20 protein-coding genes are annotated in these 25816 nt (G+C 63.7%); 15 read left to right on the forward strand and 5 right to left on the reverse strand.

The window, feature by feature from the left end:
- The first annotated feature begins 30 nt into the window (after positions 1–30).
- Positions 31–1569, forward strand: a complete 1539-nt coding sequence (locus ACMUOY_RS09320; RefSeq protein WP_413892439.1) for an SLC13 family permease — start codon at positions 31–33, stop codon at positions 1567–1569.
- Between the two features lie 175 nt (positions 1570–1744).
- On the opposite strand, the gene ACMUOY_RS09325 is transcribed toward ACMUOY_RS09320, so the two are convergent.
- The gene (locus ACMUOY_RS09325) at positions 1745–3169 is read right to left on the reverse strand and encodes a DUF2252 domain-containing protein (protein WP_413892440.1); all 1425 of its coding nucleotides are present in this window, start codon (positions 3167–3169) and stop codon (positions 1745–1747) included.
- Positions 3170–3393: 224 nt separating this feature from the next.
- Between ACMUOY_RS09325 and ACMUOY_RS09330 the strand changes: the two genes are divergently transcribed.
- From ACMUOY_RS09330 to ACMUOY_RS09350, 5 genes are all read left to right on the forward strand, one after another.
- Positions 3394–3903 carry a hypothetical protein gene (locus ACMUOY_RS09330; RefSeq protein WP_413892441.1) on the forward strand — a complete coding sequence of 170 codons (510 nt, stop codon included), beginning with the start codon at positions 3394–3396 and terminating at the stop codon, positions 3901–3903.
- Between the two features lie 39 nt (positions 3904–3942).
- Positions 3943–5238, forward strand: a complete 1296-nt coding sequence (locus ACMUOY_RS09335; protein WP_413892442.1) for a TIGR03862 family flavoprotein — start codon at positions 3943–3945, stop codon at positions 5236–5238.
- Between the two features lie 19 nt (positions 5239–5257).
- Entirely contained in the window at positions 5258–6307 is a 1050-nt protein-coding gene (dusA, locus tag ACMUOY_RS09340; RefSeq protein WP_413892443.1) for a tRNA dihydrouridine(20/20a) synthase DusA, read from the forward strand.
- A 120-nt stretch (positions 6308–6427) separates the two neighbouring features.
- Entirely contained in the window at positions 6428–7777 is a 1350-nt protein-coding gene (locus tag ACMUOY_RS09345; RefSeq protein WP_413892444.1) for a M14-type cytosolic carboxypeptidase, read from the forward strand.
- Positions 7778–7820: 43 nt separating this feature from the next.
- Positions 7821–8402 carry a TMEM175 family protein gene (locus ACMUOY_RS09350; RefSeq protein ID WP_413892445.1) on the forward strand — a complete coding sequence of 194 codons (582 nt, stop codon included), beginning with the start codon at positions 7821–7823 and terminating at the stop codon, positions 8400–8402.
- Positions 8403–8405: 3 nt separating this feature from the next.
- Here ACMUOY_RS09350 and ACMUOY_RS09355 read toward each other — a convergent pair whose 3' ends face one another.
- Positions 8406–9041 (reverse strand): GntR family transcriptional regulator, encoded by a 636-nt coding sequence (locus ACMUOY_RS09355; protein ID WP_413892446.1) that lies wholly within the window; start codon positions 9039–9041, stop codon positions 8406–8408.
- A 133-nt stretch (positions 9042–9174) separates the two neighbouring features.
- On the opposite strand from ACMUOY_RS09355, the gene scpA reads away from it, so the two are divergent.
- The 9 genes from scpA to ACMUOY_RS09400 all read left to right on the forward strand — a co-directional run bounded on the left by scpA (position 9175) and on the right by ACMUOY_RS09400 (position 21915).
- A complete protein-coding gene (gene scpA / locus ACMUOY_RS09360; protein ID WP_413892447.1) occupies positions 9175–11331 on the forward strand; it encodes a methylmalonyl-CoA mutase in 2157 nt (718 codons plus the stop codon).
- Positions 11328–12341, forward strand: a complete 1014-nt coding sequence (gene meaB, locus ACMUOY_RS09365) for a methylmalonyl Co-A mutase-associated GTPase MeaB (RefSeq protein WP_413892448.1) — start codon at positions 11328–11330, stop codon at positions 12339–12341. The genes scpA and meaB overlap by 4 nt, the downstream gene beginning before the upstream one ends.
- A gap of 53 nt (positions 12342–12394) precedes the next feature.
- Positions 12395–13927, forward strand: coding sequence for an acyl-CoA carboxylase subunit beta (locus ACMUOY_RS09370; protein ID WP_413892449.1), 1533 nt, complete (start codon positions 12395–12397; stop codon positions 13925–13927).
- A gap of 20 nt (positions 13928–13947) precedes the next feature.
- A complete protein-coding gene (locus tag ACMUOY_RS09375) occupies positions 13948–16002 on the forward strand; it encodes an acetyl-CoA carboxylase biotin carboxylase subunit (RefSeq protein WP_413892450.1) in 2055 nt (684 codons plus the stop codon).
- A gap of 30 nt (positions 16003–16032) precedes the next feature.
- Positions 16033–16515 carry a VOC family protein gene (locus tag ACMUOY_RS09380; RefSeq protein WP_413892451.1) on the forward strand — a complete coding sequence of 161 codons (483 nt, stop codon included), beginning with the start codon at positions 16033–16035 and terminating at the stop codon, positions 16513–16515.
- A 177-nt stretch (positions 16516–16692) separates the two neighbouring features.
- Positions 16693–18519, forward strand: coding sequence for an FAD-dependent oxidoreductase (locus ACMUOY_RS09385; RefSeq protein WP_413892452.1), 1827 nt, complete (start codon positions 16693–16695; stop codon positions 18517–18519).
- Positions 18516–20366, forward strand: a complete 1851-nt coding sequence (locus tag ACMUOY_RS09390) for a 2-oxoacid:acceptor oxidoreductase subunit alpha (RefSeq protein WP_413892453.1) — start codon at positions 18516–18518, stop codon at positions 20364–20366. The genes ACMUOY_RS09385 and ACMUOY_RS09390 overlap by 4 nt, the downstream gene beginning before the upstream one ends.
- On the forward strand, positions 20363–21418 hold the full coding sequence (locus ACMUOY_RS09395; protein ID WP_413892454.1) for a 2-oxoacid:ferredoxin oxidoreductase subunit beta: 1056 nt from the start codon (positions 20363–20365) through the stop codon (positions 21416–21418). The genes ACMUOY_RS09390 and ACMUOY_RS09395 overlap by 4 nt, the downstream gene beginning before the upstream one ends.
- Before the next feature lie 56 nt (positions 21419–21474).
- A complete protein-coding gene (locus tag ACMUOY_RS09400) occupies positions 21475–21915 on the forward strand; it encodes a cyclic nucleotide-binding/CBS domain-containing protein (protein WP_413892455.1) in 441 nt (146 codons plus the stop codon).
- Positions 21916–21953: 38 nt separating this feature from the next.
- On the opposite strand, the gene rsxB is transcribed toward ACMUOY_RS09400, so the two are convergent.
- The 3 genes from rsxB to ACMUOY_RS09415 all read right to left on the reverse strand — a co-directional run bounded on the left by rsxB (position 21954) and on the right by ACMUOY_RS09415 (position 25722).
- On the reverse strand, positions 21954–22622 hold the full coding sequence (gene rsxB / locus ACMUOY_RS09405) for an electron transport complex subunit RsxB (protein WP_413892493.1): 669 nt from the start codon (positions 22620–22622) through the stop codon (positions 21954–21956).
- 16 nt (positions 22623–22638) lie between these two features.
- Positions 22639–24171, reverse strand: coding sequence for a polyhydroxyalkanoate depolymerase (locus tag ACMUOY_RS09410; protein WP_413892456.1), 1533 nt, complete (start codon positions 24169–24171; stop codon positions 22639–22641).
- Between the two features lie 354 nt (positions 24172–24525).
- Entirely contained in the window at positions 24526–25722 is a 1197-nt protein-coding gene (locus ACMUOY_RS09415; protein ID WP_413892457.1) for an amino acid aminotransferase, read from the reverse strand.
- Positions 25723–25816: the final 94 nt, after the last annotated feature.

Genomic DNA, 25816 nt, shown 5'->3' on the forward strand with positions numbered 1-25816 from the left:
GCGTCCGGTGGACTTGAATCAGGGGAAATCATGGCCTTGACCTTTCAGCAACGCGTCGGCCGCGCCGGCCTCATCCTGGGCCCGGTGCTGGCGCTGGCGCTGCACTTCGCGCTGCCCGAGACCTTCACCGACGCGCAGGGCAAGGTCGTCGCCTTTTCCCAGGCGGGGCGCGCCACGCTGGCGATGATGGCGTGGATGGCCACCTGGTGGATGACCGAGGCGGTCGACATCGAGGTCACCGCGCTGCTGCCGATTGCGGCGTTTCCGCTGGCCGGGATCATGCCGCTGGCGCGCACCACGGCGAACTATGGCGCGGATGTGATCTTTCTCTTCCTCGGCGGCTTCGTGTTGGCGCTGGCCATCCAGCGCTGGGGGCTGGACCGCCGCATCGCCTTTGCCACGCTCAAGCTGGTGGGCACGCGGCCCAAGGCGATCGTCGGCGGCACCATGGCCGCCACCGCGTTCGTGAGCATGTGGGTGTCGAACACCGCGACCGCCGCGATGATGGTGCCGATCGTGCTGTCGGTGATCGACGTGGCGCTGCGCCGGCGCACCGGCCGCGGCCTGGCCGAGCACGGCGGCATTCCGCAGGACGACCGCGACCTGTCCAACTTCGCCTTCTCGGCGCTGCTGGGCGTGGCCTACGCCGCCTCGATCGGCGGGCTCGGCACCATCATCGGCTCGCCGCCCAATGGCATCCTGGTGCGGTTTGTCGAGCAGTCGGCAGGCATCCGCATCGGCTTCCTGGAGTGGATGGCGATCGGCGTGCCGATGATGCTGGCCTTCCTGCCGCTGGCCTGGTTCCTCAACACGACGCTGCTGTTTCCCTCGCGCATGGGGGAGATCGAGGGCGGGCGCGAGTACGTGCGCGACGAATGGGCGAAGCTCGGCGCGCTGAACGCCGGCGAGCGGGTGACGCTGGGCGTGTTCGCCGTCACCGTCGTACTGTGGATGAGCTCGCCGCTGCTCAAGGACTGGTCAGTGGGCGGCATGCGGCCGCTGGCCGGGCTCTCGGATGCGGGCATCGCCATCCTGGCGGCGATCGCGCTGTTCCTGCTTCCGGTGGATCGGGCGCAGGGCATCCGCGCGATGGACTGGGCGACCGCGCAGAAGCTGCCTTGGGGCGTGCTGATCCTCTTCGGCGGCGGGCTGGCGCTGGCCGCGGCGACCGAGGCCAACGGCGTGCCCCAGTACATCGGCGCGCTGGCGGCGGACTTTGCGGGCTGGCCGGTGTGGGCGGCGCTGCTGGCGATCATCACGATCATGGTGTTCATGTCGGAGCTCACCTCGAACACCGCGCAGGTGGCCACGATGCTGCCGATCCTCGCGGCGCTGGCGCCGGTGCTGGGCGTGCCGGCGGGCATGCTGCTGGTGCCCGCCACCATTGCCGCGAGCTGCGCGTTCATGATGCCGGTGGGCACGCCGCCCAACGCGATCGTCTTCGGCACCGGCCTGGTGCGCATGCCGCAGATGATCCGCGCCGGGCTGTGGCTCAACCTGAGCGGCATCCTGGTGATCTTCGTGCTGACCTACCTGGTGGTGGTGCCCACACTGGGCGCGGGGCGCTGAGCGTCTCTGAAGGGCCCGCAGAGCCGCTGGAGGTTCACCTGCGCTCCAACACACCCGTTTTTCATGCTTTTTGTGCTTTTCCCCAGCGTCGGATGGTCATTATCCGCTATTAAAACAGGACTTTCGGTCTGGCTGAGGGACGAAATTCGGGGTGCGCAGCCCGGCTGCGCACGCCTCAGGGGCTGAAATCCGCGGCGAAGTCGGCTTCGGTCTGGGCCGTGACGCGGCCGGCTCGACAGGCCTCGCGGAACGCGCTGTAGTCCCGCTCGACCTGGTTGGCATAGCCCTTGGCGTAGGCCACCAGCGCCTCGGTGAACGCGCCGCCCTTGCCCAGGTAGGCGCTGACCTGTACTGTGTAGCCGCCGCTCTTGGCGTGGGCGCGGGCGAGCACCTGTCCGCACAGCGCGCCGTAGCGCGTGAGCAGGTTGGCGTTGAAGGTTTCCACTTCGGCAGACACCTTCATGTCGCGCAGCTGGCGCACGTAGAAATGGCGTCCTGACGGGCCGGTGGTGGCGCCCAGGAAGCGGTCGCTGGTGGCCTGCATCAGCCGCTGGCCCGCCACGACCCGTTCGCCCTGGTGCTTGATGTGCGGCGATTTTCCCGGCACGTAGTGCGCCAGCACCGAGGCGTTGGCCTGCTTGATCTGCAGCATCATCGGCGCGTCGGTGGCATCGGTGAGCAGCAGCACCAGGCAGCGCGTGCCCACGCTGCCCACGCCCACCACCTTGAAGACCAGGTCCTGCATGCGGAACCGCCCCAGCAGGGCGCGGACGTCCGGTTTCACGTGGGCGAGATAACCGCTGTACAGGTGGTCCGTCAGCTCGGTCCAGTGGCCCAGGCGCATCCAGTCGTCCTCGGGCGAGAACAGGGTGCTGTCGCCGTGGATGTGGAACAGCGCGGGCGGCGCCTCATGCAGGGTCCAGCGTCCGTCCACCTTGGCCCCCATCTTGGGCAACAGCGTTTCGTGCGAGCGCCGCTGCGCCTTGCTCATGGCCTTGGCCAGTTGCTCACGCGAAGCGGTGTCTTCGCTGGCCCCATGCACCGAATCCAGCGTGATCAGCGTCTGCCATTGGCTCAAGGCGTCCATCTGCGAGAACCCGGCGGTGTGCTGCTGGTAGCTGGTGACGGCGGACGCCACCGCTTCATCGCCCTGGGCTGCCGTGAAGCCCAGGTGGCGGGCCGCCACGCTCAGGCTGGCCACCAGGCGCTTGAGGTCCCACTCCCACGGACCGGGGTGGGTCTCGTCGAAGTCGTTCAGGTCGAACACCAGCTGGCGCTCGGGCGTGCCGTAGCCGCCGAAGTTCATCAGGTGGGCGTCTCCGCAAATCGGGAGCTGCAGCCCGGTGTGGGGCGTGTGTTTGAGGTCATGGGCCTGCAGGATGGCGCTGCCCCTGAAGAAGGCGAAGGGCGCGGTCAGCATACGGCCATACTTGAGCGGAACGAGGCGCTCGACACGCCCCTTGTCGGTGGCCTGGAGCAGGGCGACCGGGTCGCGATGCAGATGGCCCAGGGCCAGGTGGTCGCTTCGCTTGACCGTCTTGCGCAAGGCGCGCCCCTGTTCGATCCACTGTTCGGTCGGGTTCTGTTCCGGGTCGGTCATTGCAGGTTTCCGTTCGTGAATGGGGTTGAGACCGGTGCCGGGCTGGCGATTGCCATGTCACCCGGGTTGATGTGGTTTCGCCACGTAATTTACCGCTCCGGACGAGTTCCGGGGCGTTCTGCCGGGGATTTGCGCGCTCGCAAGGGGCGTGTCCAATCGCATGGCGTGGGTGCCGGCACGGCCGCCAACTGTTACGCTGTGAGCCCCCAAGATCCATCCGCACCATGAGCACCACTCCACCCTCGAAGGCACGCACCCTCAAGTCCAAGCCTGCGGCCAAGGCGGTCACCAAACCTGCCGCAGCAAAGGCCCCCGGCCGCACGACCAAGGCGCCGGCCGACGCCGACAAGGCGGCGGTGAAGGCGCCGGCGAAGCCGGTGCAGAAGCCAGCGCCAGTCCCGGCCAACGAGCTGCCCTCCCTGCGTTTTCAGCATTCGCACGCCTTGCGCCAGAAGACCCATTCGGTGCTCGACGCCCTGGAGGCCGCATCAAGCCACCGGGGCCATGGCGAAGCGCTGGCCGATCTGGTGGCCGAACTCGTGGTGGCCGGCATGGAGTGGTACTTCCTGCGCCCCCTGCAACGCGCCCAGGTGGGCTTCATGGCCGAGCAGTCGGCCAAGCTGGGCCTGAGCGGCGCGACGAAGATGATCAATTCGGCCAGCCGCGGCTTCATCCTGCGCATGGACCACCAGCAGCTGCGGGTGGTGGCGGCCTACATCCGCGAGCTGTCCTGACGCCGGCGCGGGGCAGGGACGAGCGGCGACAATCGCCGCATGACCTTTGCCATCCCTGCCGACAGCTCCCTTGACATCGCCCTCATCGGCGCCGGCCCGGCCGGACTGGCGGCGGCGGAAGTGCTGTCGGGTGCAGGGCGCTCGGTCCATGTGTTCGATGCCATGCCCTCGGTGGGGCGCAAGTTCCTGCTGGCTGGCAAGGGCGGGCTGAACCTGACACATGCGGAGCCGTTCGAGGCCTTCGTCACACGCTACGGCGAGCGGCGCTCCGCCATCGTGCCGCTGCTGCGGGACTTTGGGCCTGACACGCTGCGCACTTGGGCGGCGGGGCTCGGCGTTGACACTTTTGTGGGCACGTCGCAACGGGTGTTTCCCACCGACATGAAGGCTGCGCCGCTGCTGCGCGCCTGGCTGCAACGCCTGCGGCATCCGATGGCCCCGGGCGTTCCGGTGACCTTTCACATGCGCCATCGCTGGACCGGCTGGGATGCCGACGGCGCCTTGTGCTTCGACACGCCGGCAGGCCCGCGCCAGGTGCGCGCCCGCGCGGTGCTGCTGGCGCTGGGTGGCGGCAGCTGGGCCCGGCTGGGGTCGGACGGCGCCTGGGTGCCGCTGCTGGCGGCGCGCGGCGTGCCGGTGGTGGCGCTGGCCCCCAGCAACTGCGGCTTTGACGCCGCTGGCCGTGACGGCCAGGGCTGGACGTCGCATTTCCGCGGGCGATTTGCCGGTCAGCCGTTCAAGTCGGTGGCCATCAACCTGGGCGACGAGGACGGCGGCGCTCCCTGGCACCGCCGGGGCGAGTTCGTGGCCACGGCCACCGGCGTGGAGGGCAGTCTGGTCTATTCCGCGTCCAGCCGGCTGCGCGACGCCATCGCCGCCCACGGCCGTGCCACGTTCCGGCTGGACCTGTTACCCGATCACCCGGCTGAGCGCGTGCTGGCCGAAGTGCGGCACCCGCGCGGCTCGCGCAGCCTGACCAGCCACCTGAAGAGCCGCCTCCGGCTGGACGGCATCAAGATGGCCATCCTGCACGAGCTGTTGCCCAAAGAGGCGATGGAACAGCCGGAGCGCTTGGCTGCCGCCATCAAGGCGCTGCCCGTCACGCTGACGGCCGCAAGCCCGTTGGATGAAGCCATCAGCAGCGCCGGCGGCGTCCCCTTCGAGGCGCTGGACGACGGCCTGATGCTGCGCGAGTTGCCTGGCGTGTTCTGCGCCGGAGAAATGCTGGACTGGGAAGCCCCCACCGGCGGCTACCTCCTGACCGCCTGCTTTGCGAGCGGGCGGCGGGCGGGCCAGGGGATGTTGGCGTGGCTTGGATCGCCGGAGAACATTTAAAAATAGTGATTGAAATCATATGAGTAGACCAGATTTCTCACCTTGGAGATTAAATGTCGCTCCGATGCTGGACTGGACGGACCGGCACTGCCGGTACTTCCATCGCCTGCTGTCGAACCATACGCGCTTGTATACCGAGATGGTCACCACCGGCGCGCTGCGCCATGGCGACCTGCGGCGGCACCTGCGCTTTCATGAAGAAGAACACCCGGTGGCGTTGCAGCTCGGCGGCAGCGAACCGGAAGACCTGGCCTTTGCCGCGAAGCTGGGCCAGGAGTGGGGCTATGACGAGATCAACCTCAACTGCGGCTGCCCCAGCGAACGGGTGCAACGCGGCGCCTTCGGCGCCTGCCTGATGGCCGAGCCCGCGCTGGTGGCCGACGGTGTGAAGGCCATGGTTGACGTGGTGGACATCCCGGTGACGGTGAAACACCGCATCGGCATCGACCGGATCGAAAGCTACGGCTTTGTGCGCGATTTCGTCGGCCAGGTCAGCGAAGCGGGCTGCCGGGTCTTCATCGTGCATGCGCGCAACGCCTGGCTGCAGGGCCTGAGCCCGAAGGAAAATCGCGAGATCCCGCCGCTGCGCTACGAAATGGTCTACCAGCTCAAGCGTGACTTTCCGCAGCTGACCATCTGCCTGAACGGCGGTGTGACCAGCAATGAACAGATCGCCACCCATCTCCAGCATGTGGATGGTGTGATGGTGGGGCGCGAGGCGTACCACAACCCCTGGCTGCTGGCCGGCTGGGACGAGACCTTCTTCGGCGAGGCGTCATCCACCCTGACGCCGGACGCGGTCGAAGCGGCCATGGTCGCCTACATGGCGCGCGAGGCGGTGGACGACGACTGCCCGTGGTACCCGATTGCCCGCCACATGTTGGGCTTGCGCCACGGCCAGCGTGGTGCGCGCAAGTGGCGCCAGGTGTGGAGCGACCACCACCTCAAACCGTTGCCGCCGGCCGAGGTGCATCAAAAGGCGCTGGAGGGGCTCCGGGGAGCCTCTGAAAGCCTGAATGTTGATCAAATTGGGCATTTCCCAACGCCGGATGGTCGAACGATGCTATGAAAGTGATACTGTTTTCATCCGGAGCCCGATGGGTCGCCCTGAGTCGATTGCCTTATGAAACCTGATCACCTGCCAACAAGTCGGCTCCGGCGACCCTGGGCCGGCCTCTGGGTCCTGCTCATGGTCTTGTTTCTTGCCGCGTGCAGCACCGGCGAGAACCAGGTTCGCTTCGCCACCGATTTCGAGTCCGGCAGCATCGGCGCGGTGAAGCAGCTCGATGGCGACGGCCTTTCCTGGCAACTGGCCCTGCGCGACGACAACGACGACGCCAGCCTGCCCAACAGCTTTCGGACCTGGTGGTACCTGCGGGCCGACCAGGTGCCGGTGGGCCAGAGCCTTCGCATGGAGTTCACCCGACTGGGCTTTCCTTATTACTTTGTGCCGGTCTATTCCTACGATGGCACCCGTTGGCAGCACTTCGAAGAAAGCGAAGTCTCGCTGGTGCCGGGCTGCGTGATTGCGGTACCGGACAGCTGCCGTGTGGTGGTCACGAAGCGCTTCGACGCGCCCACGGTCTGGATTGCCCGCACCTTCCCGTACACCACCCGGGACCTGTCGGCCTTCCTGACCGAGATCGCGCAGAACCCGGCTGTGCGCATCGACACGCTGGGTTCGTCCCCGGTGTACCGCAAGCCGCTGCAGAGGATCACGATCGCCGACGCCAGCGCCAGCGGGCCGCGCCAGACGGTGTGGATCCATGCCCGCACCCATGCTGCGGAGACCGGGCCGTCGTTTGTGCTAGAAGGGCTGATCCGAACCGTGCTGGCCGACGAGGCGTTGGGCCGGGCGTTGCGCGCCCGTTACGTCTTCCGGATCGTGCCGATGCACAACCTGGATGGCGTGATCGCGGGCAACTACCGGACCAATGCCACCAGCATCAATCTCGAAAACCAGTGGCTGAATACCCTGGGCACGCCGCTGCTGGATGGCAATGCACCGCTGGAGAATCGCCTGATCAACGAGTACGGCATGGTGCCGGCGCTGCTGGATGCCGACGCGCCCGTGGTGCTGGCGCTGAATCTGCATTCCTCCAACTCCGAGCCCGACACGGCAGCGTTCTTCTTCCCGCATTTCGGCAGCGACCCGGCGCGCTACACGCCGGCGCAGCGCGCACTCTGGTCGTCGCAGATCGACTTCATCAGCAACGTGGCGCGCCATTACGACGGACGCATCGAGCAGCCGCCCGCCGACGGGGGCGCGGGTTTCCTGAACTCGTGGTTCCCGGAGACCTGGTGGTGGAACCGGCGGCAGGAGTCGGTCAACGCGATCACGCTGGAGACGACCTACGGGCGAGCCGGGTTCGACCACTGGATCAGACCCCAGGACCTTCGCAATCTTGGCGTTGCAGTGGCCCGGGCCATCCATGACCAGTCGCTGCAGGCCAGCGGCATCGCACGCAAGGCGCTTGTGCCGGACATGAGCATGTTCCGCCTGCCCTTCAAGCCCGAGGTCTACCTTGAGCGGGAATGAGGGCTGCGACAGAATCCCGCATCGCAATGACAGGAAACTAGCCATGGGCAAGAACCGACTGGAAATGTTCAGCGACGGCGTGATCGCCATCATCATCACCATCATGGTGCTGGAGCTGCGGGGCCCGCACGAATTCAGCTTCGAGGCGCTGCAGCCCCTGGGTCCGAAGCTGCTCAGCTATGTGCTGAGCTTTGTCACGATCGGTATCTTCTGGAGCCATCACCATCATCTGCTGCATGCGGTGCATCACGTGAACCGGGCCGTGTTGTGGGCCAACCTGCATTTTCTCTTCTGGCTGTCGCTGATTCCCTCGGTGACGGCCTGGATGGGTGAACACCAGTTCCACCGGGTGCCCGTCGCGGTCTATGGCGCGGTGGTGCTGATGGTGGGAGTGTCCTACCGGCTGCTGGAGCAGGTACTGGTGAAGTTCCACGACAAAGAGTCGATGCTGGCGCGCACGGTGGGCCAGAACCTGAAGGCCTGGTTCTCGTTTGCGGCCTACGCGGCAGCGATCCCGCTGGCCTTTGTGGCCGAGTGGTTCACGATGGTCATCTATTTCGGGGTGGCTGCGCTGTGGCTGCTGCCGGACAAGCGGCTTGAGGGGGGCGCCGTCGAGGCGGATTGAGGGTCAGGCGGCGGCTTCGAGTCCGTTGCGGAAGTGCTCGCGCATGCGCTGCGCGGCGTCTTCGGCGTTGCGGGCGGCCAGGGCTTTCATGATGGCCCGGTGTTCGGCCAAAGACTCCTTGACCCGCCCGGACTTGAGCAGCGAGTTCTGCCGATTCAGCTTCATGACCTTGCGCAGATCGGCCACCATCTGGTCGCGCCACCGGTTGTCGGCAATCTCCAGCAGGCGCATGTGAAAGCGCTCGTTGAGCGCGAAGAAGCGGTCGCGGTCCTGGGCGGCCGTTTCGAGTTCGTCGTGCAGGCCCTGAAGTTCCTTGAGCTCGTCCGCCGTGGCGGTCTGTGCCACGACTCCGGCAGCGTCCGATTCCAGCAGGCTCAGCAGGTGGTACACGTTGCTCAGGTCTTTTTCCGAGACTTCAGTCACATAGGCGCCGCGACGCACTTTCATGGTGACGAGACCCTCTGCCGCGAGGACTTTCAATGCCTCCCGCAGCGGGGTGCGGCTGATGCCGTATTCCTCGGCGATCTTGAGTTCGTCGATCCAGCTGCCGGGCGCCAGTTCGCGCCGGTAGATGCGCTGGCGCATCAGCTCGGCGACTTCTTCGTACAGGGCGCGAGGGGCAAGTGAGAGGGCGGACATGAATGATCGGGAAAGGTGCCAGTGTAAGCCAGACTGAATATTTTGCATCAATAATTATGAATGATGTAAACTTGAAGCAACAAACCGCGACCACTGGAGACGTGGTTGTGCCCACCAGGAAAGTGCCCACTCCATGAGCCAGAAACAGCCCGAATTCCAAGCCGCCAGCCTTGAAGCCTGGCACAAGGCCGCCGCCAAGTCCGCTCCTGGCGGCGATGTGAATGCCTTGAACTGGCTGACGCCCGACGGCATCAGCGTCAAGCCGCTGTACACCGCCGAAGACACGGCCAATCTGCCCTACGCCAACACGCTGCCCGGATTCGAGCCCTTCCTGCGCGGCCCCCAGGCCACGATGTACGCGGTGCGCCCCTGGACGATCCGACAGTACGCCGGTTTCTCGACGGCCGAGGAGTCCAACGCCTTCTATCGCAAGGCACTGGCGGCCGGCGGCCAGGGCGTGTCGGTGGCCTTTGACCTGGCCACCCACCGCGGCTACGACAGCGACCATCCCCGAGTGACGGGCGATGTCGGCAAGGCCGGCGTGGCGATTGACAGCGTGGAAGACATGAAGGTCCTGTTCAACGAGATTCCGCTGGACAAGGTCAGCGTCTCGATGACCATGAACGGCGCGGTGCTGCCGGTGCTGGCCGGCTATGTGGTGGCAGCGGAAGAGCAGGGCGTGTCCCAGGACAAGCTCTCGGGAACGATTCAGAACGACATTCTGAAAGAGTTCATGGTGCGCAACACCTATATCTACCCGCCCGAGCCGTCGATGAGGATCATCGGAGACATCATCGAGTACACGGCCAAGAACATGCCGAAGTTCAACTCGATCTCGATCAGCGGTTACCACATGCAGGAAGCGGGCGCCAATCAGGCGCTGGAGATGGCCTTCACCCTGGCCGACGGCAAGGAGTATGTGAAGACCGCCATCGCCAAAGGCATGGACGTCGACGACTTTGCGGGCCGCCTGTCTTTCTTCTGGGCGGTGGGCATGAACTTTTACCTGGAAATCGCCAAGATGCGCGCGGCCCGCCTGCTGTGGTGCCGCATCATGAAAGGCTTCAACGCCAAGAACCCCAAGAGCCTGATGCTGCGCACGCACAGCCAGACCAGCGGCTGGAGCCTGACCGAGCAGGACCCCTACAACAACGTGGTGCGCACCACCATCGAGGCCATGGCGGCCGTGTTCGGCGGCACCCAGAGCCTACACACCAACTCGCTCGACGAAGCCATCGCGCTGCCGACCGAATTCTCCAGCCGCATTGCCCGCAACACCCAGCTCATCATTCAGGAAGAGACCCACATCACCAACGTGGTGGACCCCTGGGCTGGCAGCTACATGATGGAAACGTTGACGCAGCAAATGGCCGACGAAGCCTGGAAGATCATTGAAGAAGTGGACGCCATGGGCGGCATGACCAAGGCCGTGGACAGCGGCTGGGCCAAGCTCAAGATCGAGGCCGCCGCTGCCGAGAAACAGGCCCGCATCGACTCGGGCAAAGACGTCATTGTGGGGGTCAACAAGTACAAGCTGGCGAAGGAAGACCCGATCGAAATTCTGGATGTGGACAACGTCAAGGTGCGCGAGGGCCAGATTGCGCGCCTGCAGCAGATCCGCGCCACCCGCGACGGTGCCAAGGTACAGGCGGCGCTGGATGCACTGACGGCTGCCGCCGAAAAGGGCAATGGCAACCTGCTCGACCTATCGATCCAGGCGATCCGTCTGCGCGCCACCGTGGGTGAGGTGTCGGACGCCCTGGAAAGAGTCTATGGGCGCCACCGCGCCGACACGCAAAAGGTGACCGGTGTGTACGCTGCTGCTTATGACTCCGCCGAAGGCTGGGAACAGCTGAAGAAGGAAATCGCCGATTTCGCTGACGCCTTTGGCCGGCGACCCCGCGTAATGATCAGCAAGCTGGGCCAGGATGGCCATGACCGCGGCGCCAAAGTAGTGGCCACGGCCTTTGCCGACCTCGGATTTGACGTGGACATGGGCCCGCTGTTCCAGACGCCCGAAGAATGCGCGCGCCAGGCGATCGAGAACGACGTGCACGCGGTCGGCGTCTCGACGCTGGCTGCCGGTCACAAGACCCTGGTGCCCGCCATCATCCAGGCCCTGAAGGACCAGGGGGCCGACGACATCATCGTGTTTGTGGGCGGTGTGATTCCGCGCCAGGACTACGATTTCCTGTACGACGCCGGTGTCAAGGGCATCTACGGCCCCGGTACGCCAATTCCTGCGAGCGCCAAAGACGTGTTGGAGCAGATCCGGAAGGCTCAAGGGTGATTTCAGGCGACTGGTTGCAGGGCGTGGTTCACGGCAGCGCGCCCGTGCGCCGCCGGGCCATGGCCAAGGCCATCACCTTGCTCGAGTCCACGCGGGCGGACCACCGTGCGCAGGCCGACGAACTGCTGACGACACTGCTGCCGCATACCGGCAGGGCTTTTCGCCTGGGCATCAGTGGTGTGCCGGGCGTGGGCAAGAGCACCTTCATCGAAGCGCTGGGTTTGTACCTGATCGGCCAGGGCCACCGGGTGGCGGTGCTGGCGGTGGACCCGTCCAGCACGGTTTCCGGTGGCTCCATCCTGGGCGACAAGACGCGCATGGAGCACCTGTCCGTGCATGACCAGGCCTATATCCGGCCCAGCCCATCAAGTGGCACGCTCGGCGGCGTGGCCGAGAAGACCCGCGAGGCCATGCTGGTCTGCGAGGCCGCAGGCTACGACATCGTGATCGTCGAAACCGTGGGTGTCGGTCAGAGCGAGACGGCGGTGTCGGGCATGACCGACATGTTCGTGCTGCTGCAACTGCCCAATGCCGGCGACGATCTGCAGGCCATCAAGAAGGGCGTCATGGAACTGGCCGACCTGGTGGTCATCAACAAGGCTGACATCGACCCCAACGCCGCCATGCGGGCACAGGCGCAGATCACCTCGTCGCTGCGCCTGCTGGGCCTGCACGGCCACCCGGACCATGCGCGCCACGACGATTCGGTCTGGCACCCGCAGGTGATCCAGATCAGCGCCTTGCTGGGGCAGGGCGTGGACGCCTTTTGGAACACCGTGCGGCGCTTTCGCGATCTGCAGACCGCCAGTGGCCGCCTGGCGGCGCGGCGCCAGCAGCAGGCCTTGGCCTGGATGTGGGAACGCATCGACGCCGGGCTCAAGCAGGCCTTCCGCCAGAACCCGAAGGTCCGCGAACAACTGCCCGCGCTCGAGCAACAAGTCCGCAACGGCCAGCTCGCGGCCTCCACCGCGGCGCGCACACTGCTTGCCGCGCATGCCGCAGCCGCCTGAAACCGATTCACCTCCATCCACCCACACCCGAGATTCAACCGAGAGGACCGACCATGCACGACATCCTTGTTCAACTGGAGAAAAAGCGCGCAGCCGCCCGGCTGGGCGGCGGGCAGAAGCGCATCGACGCTCAACACGCCAAAGGCAAACTCACCGCGCGAGAGCGGCTCGAGGTGCTGCTTGATGAGGGCACCTTCGAAGAGTGGGACATGTTCGTCGAGCACCGCTGCGCCGACTTCGACATGCAGGACACCAAGATCCCCGGCGACGGGGTGGTGACCGGCTACGGGATGATCAACGGCCGCCTCGTGTTCGTGTTCAGCCAGGACTTCACCGTCTTCGGCGGCGCGCTGTCCGAGGCCCATGCTGAGAAGATCTGCAAGATCATGGACCAGGCCATGAAGGTCGGTGCGCCGGTGATCGGCCTGAACGACTCGGGCGGGGCCCGCATCCAGGAAGGTGTGGCCTCGCTCGGCGGCTATGCCGACGTGTTCCAGCGCAACGTGATGGCCAGCGGCGTGATCCCGCAGATCAGCATGATCATGGGCCCGTCGGCCGGCGGTGCGGTGTATTCCCCGGCCATGACCGACTTCATCTTCATGGTCAAGGACAGCTCTTACATGTTCGTGACCGGCCCGGAAGTGGTCAAGACGGTGACGCACGAGGAAGTCACGGCCGAAGAACTGGGCGGCGCGGTGACCCACACCACCCGCAGCGGCGTGGCCGACCTGGCCTTCGAAAACGATGTCGAGGCGCTGCTCATGCTGCGCCGCCTTTACAACTACCTGCCGCTGAACAACCGCGAAAAGTCCCCAGTGCGGCCCAGCGGCGACCCGATCGATCGGACCGAACTGAGCCTGGACACCCTGGTGCCGGACAACCCCAACAAGCCGTATGACATGAAGGAGCTCATCGTCAAGACAGTGGACGACGGGGACTTCTTCGAACTGCAGCCCGAATACGCCAAGAACATCCTGATCGGTTTCGCGCGCATGGATGGCCAGACGGTGGGCATCGTGGCCAACCAGCCGCTGGTGCTGGCCGGATGCCTGGACATCAAGAGCTCGATCAAGGCGGCGCGTTTCGTGCGCTTCTGCGACGCCTTCAACATCCCCGTGGTCACTTTCGTGGACGTGCCTGGCTTCATGCCCGGCACCAGCCAGGAGTACGGCGGCATCATCAAGCATGGCGCCAAGCTGCTCTACGCCTATGCCGAGTGCACGGTGCCGAAAATCACCGTGATCACCCGCAAGGCCTATGGCGGCGCCTATGACGTGATGGCCTCCAAGCACCTGCGCGGCGATGTCAACTTTGCCTGGCCCAACGCCGAGATCGCGGTGATGGGTGCCAAGGGCGCGGTGGAGATCATCTTCCGCGAGGAGAAGAAGGACCCCGCCAAGCTCGCCGCGCGCGAGGCGGAATACAAGGCCCGCTTTGCCAATCCGTTTGTGGCTGGCGCCCGCGGTTTCATCGACGACGTGATCCTGCCGCACGAGACCCGCAAGCGCATCTGCCGCTCGCTGGTCATGCTCAAGGACAAGAAGCTCGAGAACCCGTGGCGCAAGCACGGCAACATTCCACTCTGAGACCCGAGGAGAAGAACAGCATGTTTACGAAGATACTGATTGCCAATCGGGGTGAAATCGCCTGCCGCGTGATCGCCACGGCCCGCAAGATGGGCATCCAGACGGTAGCCGTCTACTCCGAGGCCGACAAGGACGCGCGCCATGTGCTGCTGGCGGACGAGGCCGTGCTGTTGGGCCCGGCGCCCAGCCGCGAGAGCTACCTGGTGGCCGACAAGATCATTGCCGCGTGCAAACAGACCGGGGCGCAGGCGGTGCATCCTGGCTACGGCTTCCTGAGCGAAAACGAGGCATTTGCCAAGCGTTGCGAGGACGAGGGCATCGCTTTCATCGGCCCCAGGCACTTCTCCATTGCGGCCATGGGCGACAAGATCGCCTCCAAGAAGCTGGCCAACGAGGCCAAGGTCAACACCATTCCCGGTTACAACGATGCCATCGAAACGGCCGAGCAGGCCGTGGAAATTGCCAAGGGAATCGGCTACCCGGTGATGATCAAGGCCTCCGCAGGCGGCGGCGGCAAGGGCCTCCGTGTGGCCTTCAACGACAAAGAGGCCTTCGAAGGTTTCACCAGCTGTCGCAACGAGGCGCGCAACAGCTTCGGTGACGACCGCGTGTTCATCGAAAAATACGTGCTGGAGCCGCGCCACATCGAAATTCAGGTGCTGGGCGACAGCCACGGCAACGTGGTGTATCTCAACGAACGCGAGTGCTCGATCCAGCGCCGCCACCAGAAGGTGATTGAGGAGGCGCCCAGCCCATTTATCTCCGACGCCACCCGAAAGGCCATGGGCGAGCAGGCTGTGGCCTTGGCCAAGGCCGTGAAGTACCAGAGTGCGGGAACGGTAGAGTTCGTGGTGGGCAAGGACCAGGACTTCTACTTCCTGGAAATGAATACCCGGCTGCAGGTGGAACACCCGGTGACCGAGTGCATCACTGGCCTGGATCTCGTGGAGCTGATGATCCGTGTGGCCGCGGGCGAAAAGCTGCCGATCGCGCAGGCCGATGTCAAGCGTGAGGGCTGGGCCATCGAGTGCCGCATCAACGCCGAGGATCCGTTCCGCAACTTCCTGCCGTCTACCGGGCGTCTGGTGCGATTCGCGCCGCCAGCGCAGACCATGTTCCAGTCCGACACCGGCCAGCGATACGGTGTGCGCGTGGATACCGGCGTGCAGGATGGCGGCGAGATCCCGATGTACTACGACTCGATGATTGCCAAGCTGATCGTGCACGGAACCGACCGCAACGACGCCATCGCCAAGATGCGCGAGGCGCTCAACGGATTCGTGATCCGCGGCATCAGCAGCAACATTCCCTTTCAGGCAGCGCTGCTGGCGCACCCAAGGTTTGTCAGTGGTGAATTCAACACGGGCTTCATCGCCGAACACTACGCCAAGGGCTTCCGGGCGGAGGATGTGCCGCACGACGACGTCAATTTCCTCGTTGCCATGGCCGCGTTTGTGCGCCGCAAGTCGCGCGAACGCGCCGCGGGCATGTCAGGGCAACTTCCCGGCTACGGCGTGAAGGTGGGTGTCGACTACACCGTCGTGGTGCTGTCGGAGAATGGACATGCCGAGTACCGGTATGTGCCGGTGCACGTCGACGAATTCACCGGCAAGGCCGGTGCGGCCGCCATCCATGTGGAGGGCAAGCTGTACGAAGTCAACAGCGGTTCGCGCCTGAACGATATCTGCATCGAGGGCACAGTGAATGGCGAGCCTTTCACGGCGCAGATGGAGCGCGGCACGGCCAAGAACCCGCTGGCCCTGCGCGTGCAGCACAACGGAACCAAGATCGAGGCCCTGGTGATGTCGCCACGCATGGCGGAGCTGCATCGGCTGATGCCCTTTAAGGCGCCGCCGGACATGAGCCGCTACGTGCTGTCGCCGATGCCCGGCCTGCTGGTCGACGTGGCCGTTCAACCCGGCCAGAAGGTTCAGGCAGGCGAGCGGGTCGCCGTGATCGAGGCCATGAAGATGGAGAATGTGCTTTTCGCGGCAGCGGATGGGGTGGTGGGCAAGGTTCTGGCGGCCAAGGGCGAGAGCCTTACCGTAGACCAGCCGATCATCGAGTTCGTCTGAGCGGCAGTGACAACCCTGGATCAATCACTCATGCAACGACCATTCAAGGTGCTGGGCATCCAGCAGATCGCCATCGGCGGGCCCGACAAGAAACGCCTGCAGACGCTTTGGGTTGACATGTTCGGCCTGGAAGTGACGGGAACCTTCCGCAGCGAGCGCGAGAACGTCGATGAAGACATCTGTGCCATCGGCAGCGGGCCCTTCAAGGTCGAGGTGGACCTGATGCAGCCGTTGGACCCCGACAAGAAACCAGCGGTGCACGCGACGCCACTGAACCACATCGGCCTGTGGATCGACGACCTGCCGGTGGCGGTGCAATGGCTGTCTGCGCAAGGGGTCCGATTCGCGCCGGGCGGCATCCGCAAGGGGGCTGCCGGTTTCGACATCACTTTCCTGCATCCGAAGGGCAACGACGAATTCCCGATCGGCGGCGAAGGCGTGCTCATTGAACTGGTGCAGGCGCCGCCGGAAGTGGTATCGGCATTCGCGCGCCTGGCCGCTGCCGCCGACTGAGACACTCTGAGCGCGATCCGCGTCGGTCGTGTTCGGGGTGGGGGCACAAAATTCTTGATTTGGGTCATAGATCGGCGCTTTTTGCCCGACCGGTCGCACCGAATGGGTGCCTGAAGGAATAGACTGCCCGCACCCGTGGCGCCGCCCCTGGCGCCATTGCTGGTGAAGGAGACCGTCTTGCAGCCAACAAACACCACCCGGCCCGACTATTTTCACAAGGTCGTCGATTGTCAGTGGGCCTGTCCGGCCCACACCCCCGTACCCGAATACATTCGCCTGATTGGTCAGGGCCGCTACAGCGATGCCTACATGATCAACTGGGTGTCGAATGTCTTTCCCGGCGTTCTGGGTCGAACCTGCGACCGACCCTGCGAGCCCGCCTGTCGGCGCGGTCGCGTCGAGGAAAACAACGGAGCGGCACCGGAGCCGGTAGCGATCTGCCGACTGAAGCGGGTCGCTGCAGATAACAAGGGCGAGGTCAAGGCGCGCATGCCCGCCATTGCTGCTCCCAACGGAAAGCGCATCGCCTGTGTCGGCGCCGGTCCGGCCTCCCTGACCGTGGCACGCGATCTGGCCCCGCTCGGATACGAGGTCACCGTGTTCGACGGCGAAGCCAAGGCGGGCGGCTTCATCCGCTCGCAGATTCCACGCTTCCGTCTGCCCGAATCGGTGATCGACGAGGAAACGGGCTACATCCTCGACATGGGCGTGAAGTTCCGCAGTGGCGAGCGCGTGGAGTCCATGCAGGCCTTGCTCAAGCAGGGGTACGACGCCGTGTTTGTCGGATGCGGGGCACCGCGAGGGCGCGATCTCGATGTGCCCGGACGCATCGAGGCTTCTGCACACATCCACATCGGCATCGATTGGCTGGCCTCGGTTTCATTCGGCCATGTCACCAATGTGCCGCCACGTGTCATCGTGCTCGGTGGTGGCAATACCGCGATGGATTGCTGCCGTTCTGCCCGTCGCATGGGGGGCTCCGACGTGAAAGTCATCGTTCGCAGCGGTTTCGAGGAGATGAAGGCCTCGCCGTGGGAGAAGGAGGACGCCATTCACGAGGGCATTCCGATCATCAATTTCCATGTGCCGAAGAGCTTCGAGCACAAGGATGGCAAGCTGTTGGGCATGACCTTCGAAATCGTGCGGGCGGTCTACGACGAAAAAGGCCGGCGCACGCTCGTTCCGACAGGGCAGCCAGACGCATTTTTCGAGTGCGACGCTGTGTTGGTGGCCGTCGGGCAGGAAAACGCCTTCCCCTGGATCGAATCGGACTGCGGCATCCAGTTCGACAAGTGGGGGCTTCCAGTCCTCGGGCAGGAGACCTTCCAGTCCACCGTGCCGCAGGTCTTTTTTGGTGGCGATGCCGCCTTCGGGCCCAAGAACATCATCACGGCCGTCGCCCACGGCCATGAAGCAGCCGTCTCCATCGACCGCTTCCTGCATGGCGAGTCGGTGGCCACCCGACCTGCGCCGCGGGTCAACCTGATGTCGCAGAAGATGGGCATCCACGAATGGAGCTACCACAATGATGTGTCGGGAGATACCCGCTTCAAGGTGCCATGGGCCAAGGCCGAGACGGCGCTGGCCAGCATCCGCGTTGAGGTGGAACTGGGGTTCGACGCAGCCACCGCGTTCAAGGAAGCCAGCCGGTGCCTGAATTGCGACGTGCAGACCGTTTTCAACCGGGAAACCTGCATCGAATGCGATGCCTGCGTGGACATCTGTCCCATGGATTGCATCACCTTCACCAGCAATGGCGACGAGGCGGACCTTCGCACCCGCCTGAAAGCACCCGCGATGCACACGGCACAGGATCTGTACGTGTCGGCCGAACTCAAGACCGGGCGGGTCATGGTCAAGGACGAGGACGTCTGCCTGCACTGCGGCCTTTGCGCCGAACGCTGCCCGACCGGGGCATGGGACATGCAGAAGTTCCTGCTCAATACGACGCAGGCCGGACCTGGCTGTCGGGACGCACGCAAAGCACATCTGGAGGTCGCATGAACCGCATTGAAGCCATCAACGATTTCGTCATCAAGTTCGCCAACGTAAACGGCTCAGGTTCGGCTTCGGCCAACGAACTCTTTTCCAAGGCCGTGATGCGCATGGGCGTGCCGGTGAGCCCCCGCAACATCTTCCCGAGCAACATCCAGGGTATGCCGACCTGGTACGAGGCGCGGGTGTGCGAAAAAGGCTATCACGGACGGCGCGGCGGGGTCGACATGATGGTCGCCATGAACCCGCAGACCTGGGATGCCGACATCGCTGAAATCGAACCGGGCGGCTACCTGTTCTACGACAGCACCCGGCCGATCCCTGAATCGCGTTTTCGCAAGGACGTTCACGTGATCGGGATGCCGCTGACCGAGATCAGCAACGCGGCCTACACCGACCCGCGACAACGCCAGTTGTTCAAGAACATCATCTATGTCGGCGCGCTATCGGTGCTGCTGGATGTGGACGCCGACGTGTTTGAGAAGCTGTTCGCCGAGCAGTACAAGGGCAAGGAGCGTTTGCTGGCGTCCAATATTCAGGCGCTGCATCTGGGGCGGAATTTTGTCCAGGAGCACCTTGAATACCCCTTGGGCATACGTGTCCGACGCTCGGACATGGTCGGAGACCAGATCTTCACCGACGGCAACAGTGCTGCCGCGCTGGGATGCATCTATGGCGGCGCGACCGTAGCGGCGTGGTACCCGATCACGCCTTCGTCCTCGGTGCCCGAGGCGTTTCAGAAGTACTGCGATAAATACCGGGTCGATCCTGTGACGGGTCAGCACTATTACGCGATCGTTCAGGCAGAGGACGAACTGGCCTCGATCGGCATGGTCGTGGGTGCCGGTTGGAACGGTGCGCGTGCGTTCACGGCCACATCGGGGCCGGGCGTCTCGCTGATGACCGAGTTCATCGGCCTGGCCTACTTTGCGGAAATCCCCGTCACCATCATCAACGTGCAGCGGGGCGGTCCGTCTACGGGCATGCCGACCCGAACGCAGCAGTCCGACCTGCTTTCCTGTGCCTATGCATCGCACGGTGACACCAAACATGTGTTGCTGTTTCCCCAGGACCCGCACGAATGCTTCGAGCACTCGGCTGCTGCACTCGATCTGGCAGACCGGCTACAGACACCGATCTTCGTCATGACCGACCTCGACATTGGCATGAACCAGCGCCTGTGCAAGCCATTCAGCTGGGACGGGGCCCGCGACTACGATCGGGGCAAAGTCATGACGGCCGAGGAACTCGAGGCCGGCAAGGACTTCGGCCGCTACAAGGATGTCGATGGAGATGGCATTCCCTGGCGCACGTTGCCGGGGACCCACCCGACCAAGGGGAGTTTCTTTACCCGGGGCACCACCCGCAACCCATATGCACAGTATTCCGAGCGCGGCCCCGACTACATCTACAACATGGAGCGCCTGCTGCGCAAATTCCGCACGGCTGCCGACCTGGTTCCCCAACCCGTGCTTCGCGAGGCGACCCAACCGACCCCTTATGGCGTCATTTATTTCGGGTCCACCACGCCGGCGATGCGTGAGGCGCTGGACGTGCTAGAAGCCGACGGCCAGCATCTGGACGCTCTGCGTCTTCGCGCCTTTCCGTTCCCCGATTCGGTCAGTGAGTTCATTGCGACGCACGAGAAGGTTTTCGTGGTGGAGCAGAACCGTGATGCGCAGATGCGCTCGATGCTGGTCAACGAGCTTCATTTTGATCCTGCGCGCCTGGTTCCGGTCCTGCACTATGACGGTACTCCGATCACGGCACGGTTCATCGTCCAGGCGATACGCGACAACATTCAACCCGCGTCGGCAAACGCTTCAGCCCCGGCCCGCCAGAAGGAGACCGCATGACCTACATTGCCAAACCCAGACTGCATCACCCGACGCTCACGACCAACAAGGTGGGCTACACCCGGCGTGACTACGAGGGCCGCATCTCGACCTTGTGCGCAGGATGCGGGCACGACTCGATTTCTGCGGCCATCATTCAGGCTTGCTGGGAACTCGATATTGAACCCCATCGCGTCGCGAAGCTCTCCGGCATCGGTTGCAGTTCAAAGACGCCCGACTACTTTCTCGGAGCTTCGCACGGCTTTAACACGGTGCATGGTCGCATGCCATCGGTGTTGACGGGCGCCAACCTGGCCAACCGCGATCTTCTGTACCTTGGCGTGTCGGGCGACGGAGATTCCGCCTCTATCGGACTGGGTCAGTTTGCCAACGCCATGCGCCGTGGCGTCCGTATGGCCTATATCGTCGAGAACAATGGCGTCTATGGTCTGACCAAAGGGCAGTTCTCTGCAACGGCGGACCGTGGCTCGAAAAGCAAGAAGGGCGTCGTGAACAGCGACAGCCCTGTCGACCTGGTGGGTATCGCCCTGCAACTGGGCGCCACTTTCGTCGCGCGCAGTTTCTCCGGCGACAAAGCCCAGTTGGTGCCACTGATCAAAGGTGCCATGGCCCATGGCGGTGCCGCGTTCATCGATGTGATCAGCCCCTGCGTCACCTTCAACAACCACGGCGGAAGCACCAAGAGCTACGACTATGTGCGTCAGCACAACGAGGCCGTGAGCCGCATCGATTTCATGACCCCGCGCAGCGAAATCACCACCGAGTACGCGCCGGGTGAAGTGGTTGATGTGCCCCAGCACGATGGCACCGTGCTTCGCCTGCGCAAGCTGCACGAGGATTACGATCCCACCGACCGCTACGCCGCCATGAGCTACATGAACGAGCACCAGTCACGTGGAGAGGTCGTGACCGGCCTGCTTTACCTGGATCCGCTGGCGACGGATTTGCACACGGCCATGAACACCAGCCACCGGCCCCTCAACACGCTGGGACGCACCGAACTCTGCCCGGGCGTCGGCGCGCTGGAGAAGATCAACGCGTCCCTGCGCTAGGCCAATGCCGCTGCAGGAAATCCGATTGCATATATTCATTTGAAAGGGCTGCCATCATGCCTGAACGCACGGTTTTTCAATCCATGTCCCAACGTCATGTCATCAGCCTCGGGCCGCAGGCAACGATCTGGGACGCCGCGTGCCTGATGACCAAGGCCAACTGTGGCAGCGTGCTGATTGTGGACCCGGCCAGCGCTCTGCTCGGCATCGTTACCGAACGGGATCTCATGACCCGGGTGCTGGCCAAGGCGCTCAATCCTGCAACAACCCTGGTCTCTGAAATCATGACGCGCAACCCGCGCTGCGTTGGGCCCGATGTGCTCGTTTCCGACGCGGTGCTGATCATGATTGAGCGAGGGTTCCGTCACCTGCCCATCATGGGTGAGGGGTCTCGCATACTCGGCGTGTTCTCGGTGCGCGACGCCTTGCCCAGGGAGATCGGAACAGCGGTCGAAATGGCCGAGTTCCACGAGCAGGTCAACGACGCATTGGGATGATCCGAGCTTGCTGACCTGCTGGTCCAACAGGGGCCAGTTCAGTCGCCTCCGGCGCGTTTTGCGCGGGCACGCGCCAGCGCTGCCTCGATCACCAGACGCTTCTTGTCCAGGATCAGCGGGTCGGTGTGTTGGGAATGTGCGGCAAGGTCGGCGAGTTTCATTTCGGCCTTTTTTTCCAGCTTTTCCGCATGGGCGGTTGCATCGCGCGCCTTGCGAGCGCGATGGAATTCGTACCGATCCCGGGCCATGGCCGCTTGATCCGGCGACCAGGCCGCCCATCCGGTGTGCTCACCGGTGACCGTTTCAAGTTCGATGCAGTCCACGGGACAAACCGGAATGCAGAGTTCGCAACCCGTGCAATAGGGCTCGATCACGCCGTGCATGCGCTTGTTGGTGCCGATGATGGCGTCCGTCGGACAGATGACCAGACACAGGGTGCAGCCGATACACCAGGCTTCGTCAATGAAGGCGACGCGGCGGGGGCCCTCGGAGCCGTTTGCCGGATTCAACGGCTCGAAGGGCCGGCCTGTCAGTCCGGCAAGGCGTGCGATGCCTTCGGATCCTCCTGGCGGGCACTGATTGATTCCAGCGGCGCCACATGCGACGGCTTGTGCATAGGATGCACAGTCGTCATACCCGCAGCGGGTGCACTGGGTTTGAGGCAGGGCGCTGGCGATACGCTCCGCCAGGTCATTGGGTGACGTCAGTTCCGTCACCACAAGATCACTTGCCGCGAGCCGTTCTGGGCGCCGTTTTTCCGCTGGCTGTAGCTGGAGTGCGCTTGGCGAGTACAGCCTTCTTGTTGGTCACGGCTTTCGACCGAGTGGGCGTTGGTGCGGCCAAAGAAGCTTCGGCAACAGTCCCAACAGGCTGGGCTGCAGCAGTGGGCTTGGCGGCGGCCGGCTTTTTCGCCGCCTTCTTCGTGGCTGCAGGGCGAGTGGGCGTGATGGAAGGCTCCGACTCGCTGGCTTGGGTCGCGGTGGGCGCGGGCACCGGCTGATGCGCCAGGATGAATTTCTTCACTTCCGGATAGACCACTTCGCGCCAGCGGCGGCCGCTGAAGATGCCGTAATGCCCGGCGCCTTCGACGATCAGGTGCCGTTGCTCTGAGTCGACGACACCGCTGCAGATCGCATGAACGGCCTCGGTCTGGCCGGAACCGGAGATGTCGTCCAGTTCGCCCTCGACCGAAAACAATGCGGTTGTCTTGATGTCTTGCGGGCGCACGCGCTCTATCTGACCTTTGGGGTTGCGGATATCCCAGGTGCCATTCACCAGGCTGAAATCCTGGAACACGACCTTGATGGTCTGAAGGTAATAGTTGGCGTCCATGTCGAGCACGGCGTTGTACTCGTCATAGAACTTGCGGTGCGCCTCGGTGCTGGCACCGTCGCCCTTGATCAGGTCTTTGAAGTAGTCATAGTGGCTGCGCGCGTGATTGCTGGGATTCATGGCCACGAAGCCCGCATACTGCAGAAAGCCAGGGTAGACGCGCCGCCCGGCACCCGGGAAATTGCTGGGGACCCGGTAGATCACGTTCTTCTCGAACCAGCTGTGGCTCTTGGTCATGGCCAGGTTGTTGACCGCGGTGGGCGACTTGCGCGCGTCGATCGGGCCGCCCATCATGGTCATGGACAGCGGTGTGAGTTCGCCGCGGGTGGCCATCAGGGACACGGCAGCCAGCACCGGGACCGTCGGCTGGCATACGCTGACCAGATGGCAGTTGCCGTAGATGCCTTGCAGGTGGCGGATGAATTCCTGAACGTAGTTCACATAGTCATCCAAGTGGAAATCGCCCTCGGAAAGCGGCACCAGGCGCGCATTTTTCCAGTCCGTGATGTAGACCTTGTGGTCTTTCAGCATGGTCTTGACGGTATCGCGCAGCAGCGTCGCATAGTGGCCGGAAAGGGGCGCCACGATGAGCACCGCTGGCTGGTCTTTCAGTTTGGCCAATGTTGCCGGGTCGTCACTGAACCGTTTGAATCGACGCAGCTCGCAGAAAGGCTTGCTGATTTCAATGCGTTCATGGATCGCGATATCGACGCCATCGGCATCGATGGTGCGAATCCCGAATTCCGGCTTTTCATAATCTTTGCCCAGGCGATGCAGGAGGTCGAAGGCTGCCGAAATCCGCTGGGCAAACGGGTTCTGGCCAAAAATAGATAGGGGATTGGCGTAGGCCTTGGCCGAAAACTGCGCCAGATCCGTAAAGGGTTCCATCAGCGAACGCTGCGTTTCATAGATTTGATAGAGCATGGTGGCGTCTTTGTGTAGATGGGAAATGGTGCGGTGCAATATAACAGTTGGTGAACGCAATAGCATTCCGCACAACTACCTACGGTGCATACCGGGTCATGAGCTCAGCCGTGCTGAGGCCTTCATACCGTCAATTTGACTTCTATCAAAATATTCTTTCACGGGGCTGAACGAAGCGACATCCGAACGGGAACGGATGGCCGCCTTCGCATCGATATCGATGCCGTGACGCAAGATCGGAAAGTCCTGAAACCATAGCAAAAAATGACCAATTGGCGATGGGGACTGGCCACTCAAGAGCAAAAAAGCCACCCGAAGGTGGCATTTTCCGCGGTTGCATCGGCCCGATTGTGATCAGACGACCTTGGCGATGGCCTGGCAGACGTAGTCGATGTTCTTGCTGTTGAGCGCGGCCACGCACATGCGGCCGGTGTCGGTGCCATAGACCCCAAACTCGCTGCGCAGGCGCACCATCTGGTCCTTCGTCAGGCCGGAATAGCTGAACATGCCGATTTGGGTGGTGATGAAGCTCATGTCCTGCTGTACACCGGCCGCCTTCAGTCCATCGACCAGCTTCTGACGCATCGCCTTGATCCGTACCCGCATCGCGGCCAACTCCTTCTCCCACATAGCGCGCAGTTCAGGACTGCCGAGCACTGCTGCCACCACCGCGCCGCCGTGGATGGGCGGATTGGAGTAGTTGGTGCGGATCACGATCTTGAGTTGGCTCAGCACCCGATCGGCTTCCTCCTTGCTCGCGCACAGCACCGACAGCGCGCCCACGCGCTCGCCATAAAGGCTGAAGCTCTTGGAGAAGGAGGTGGACACGAAGAAGTCCAGGCCGGCGGCCACGAACTTGCCGATCACGGCACCGTCCTCGGTGATGCCGTTGCCGAAGCCTTGGTAAGCCATGTCCAGGAAGGGAACCAGGTTCTTTGCTCTCACGACGGCGATCACCTGGTCCCATTGCGCGCCAGTGATGTCGTAGCCGGTTGGGTTGTGGCAGCAGGCATGCAGCAGGATGATGGTGCCCGGTGCGGCGGCGTTCAGGTCGGCCAACATGCCGGTGAAGTCCACGCCGCGCGTGGCGGCGTCGTAATAGCGATAACTTTCCACGATGAAACCTGCGCTGGAGAACAGGGCGCGGTGGTTTTCCCAGCTCGGGTCGGAAATCAGCACCTTGGCGGCGGGATTGAGCTTCTTGAGGAAATCAGCGCCGATTTTCAGGCCACCGGTGCCGCCAATGCCCTGCACGGTGGCAATACGGCCAGACTTGACCGGCTCGGAATCGGCACCGAACACCAGGCTCTTGACCGCGGCGTCGTACGCGGCGATGCCGTCAATGGGCAGATAGCCTCGCGCGGCGGGCTTTTCCATCATGGTCTTTTCGGCCGCCTGCACGCACTCCAGGAGCGGCAGTTTTCCGTTGTCATCGAAGTACACCCCGACACCGAGATTGACCTTGTTGGGATTGGTATCGGCTGCAAATTGCTCGTTCAGACCCAGGATCGGATCGCGGGGGGCCATTTCGACAGCGGTGAAGAGAGACATGGAGGGTCCTTGGAGGTGGGAAGTCAGGCAAATAGTCCCGGGCTGAGGTAGCCTATGCGGTTGCCCCAATTTTAACGGGGTGCGCCACACGTTC

Origin of the sequence: Candidatus Skiveiella danica (genome assembly GCF_022705245.1) — a bacterium.
Taxonomy (GTDB): Bacteria; Pseudomonadota; Gammaproteobacteria; order Burkholderiales; family Burkholderiaceae_C; genus Skiveiella; species Skiveiella danica.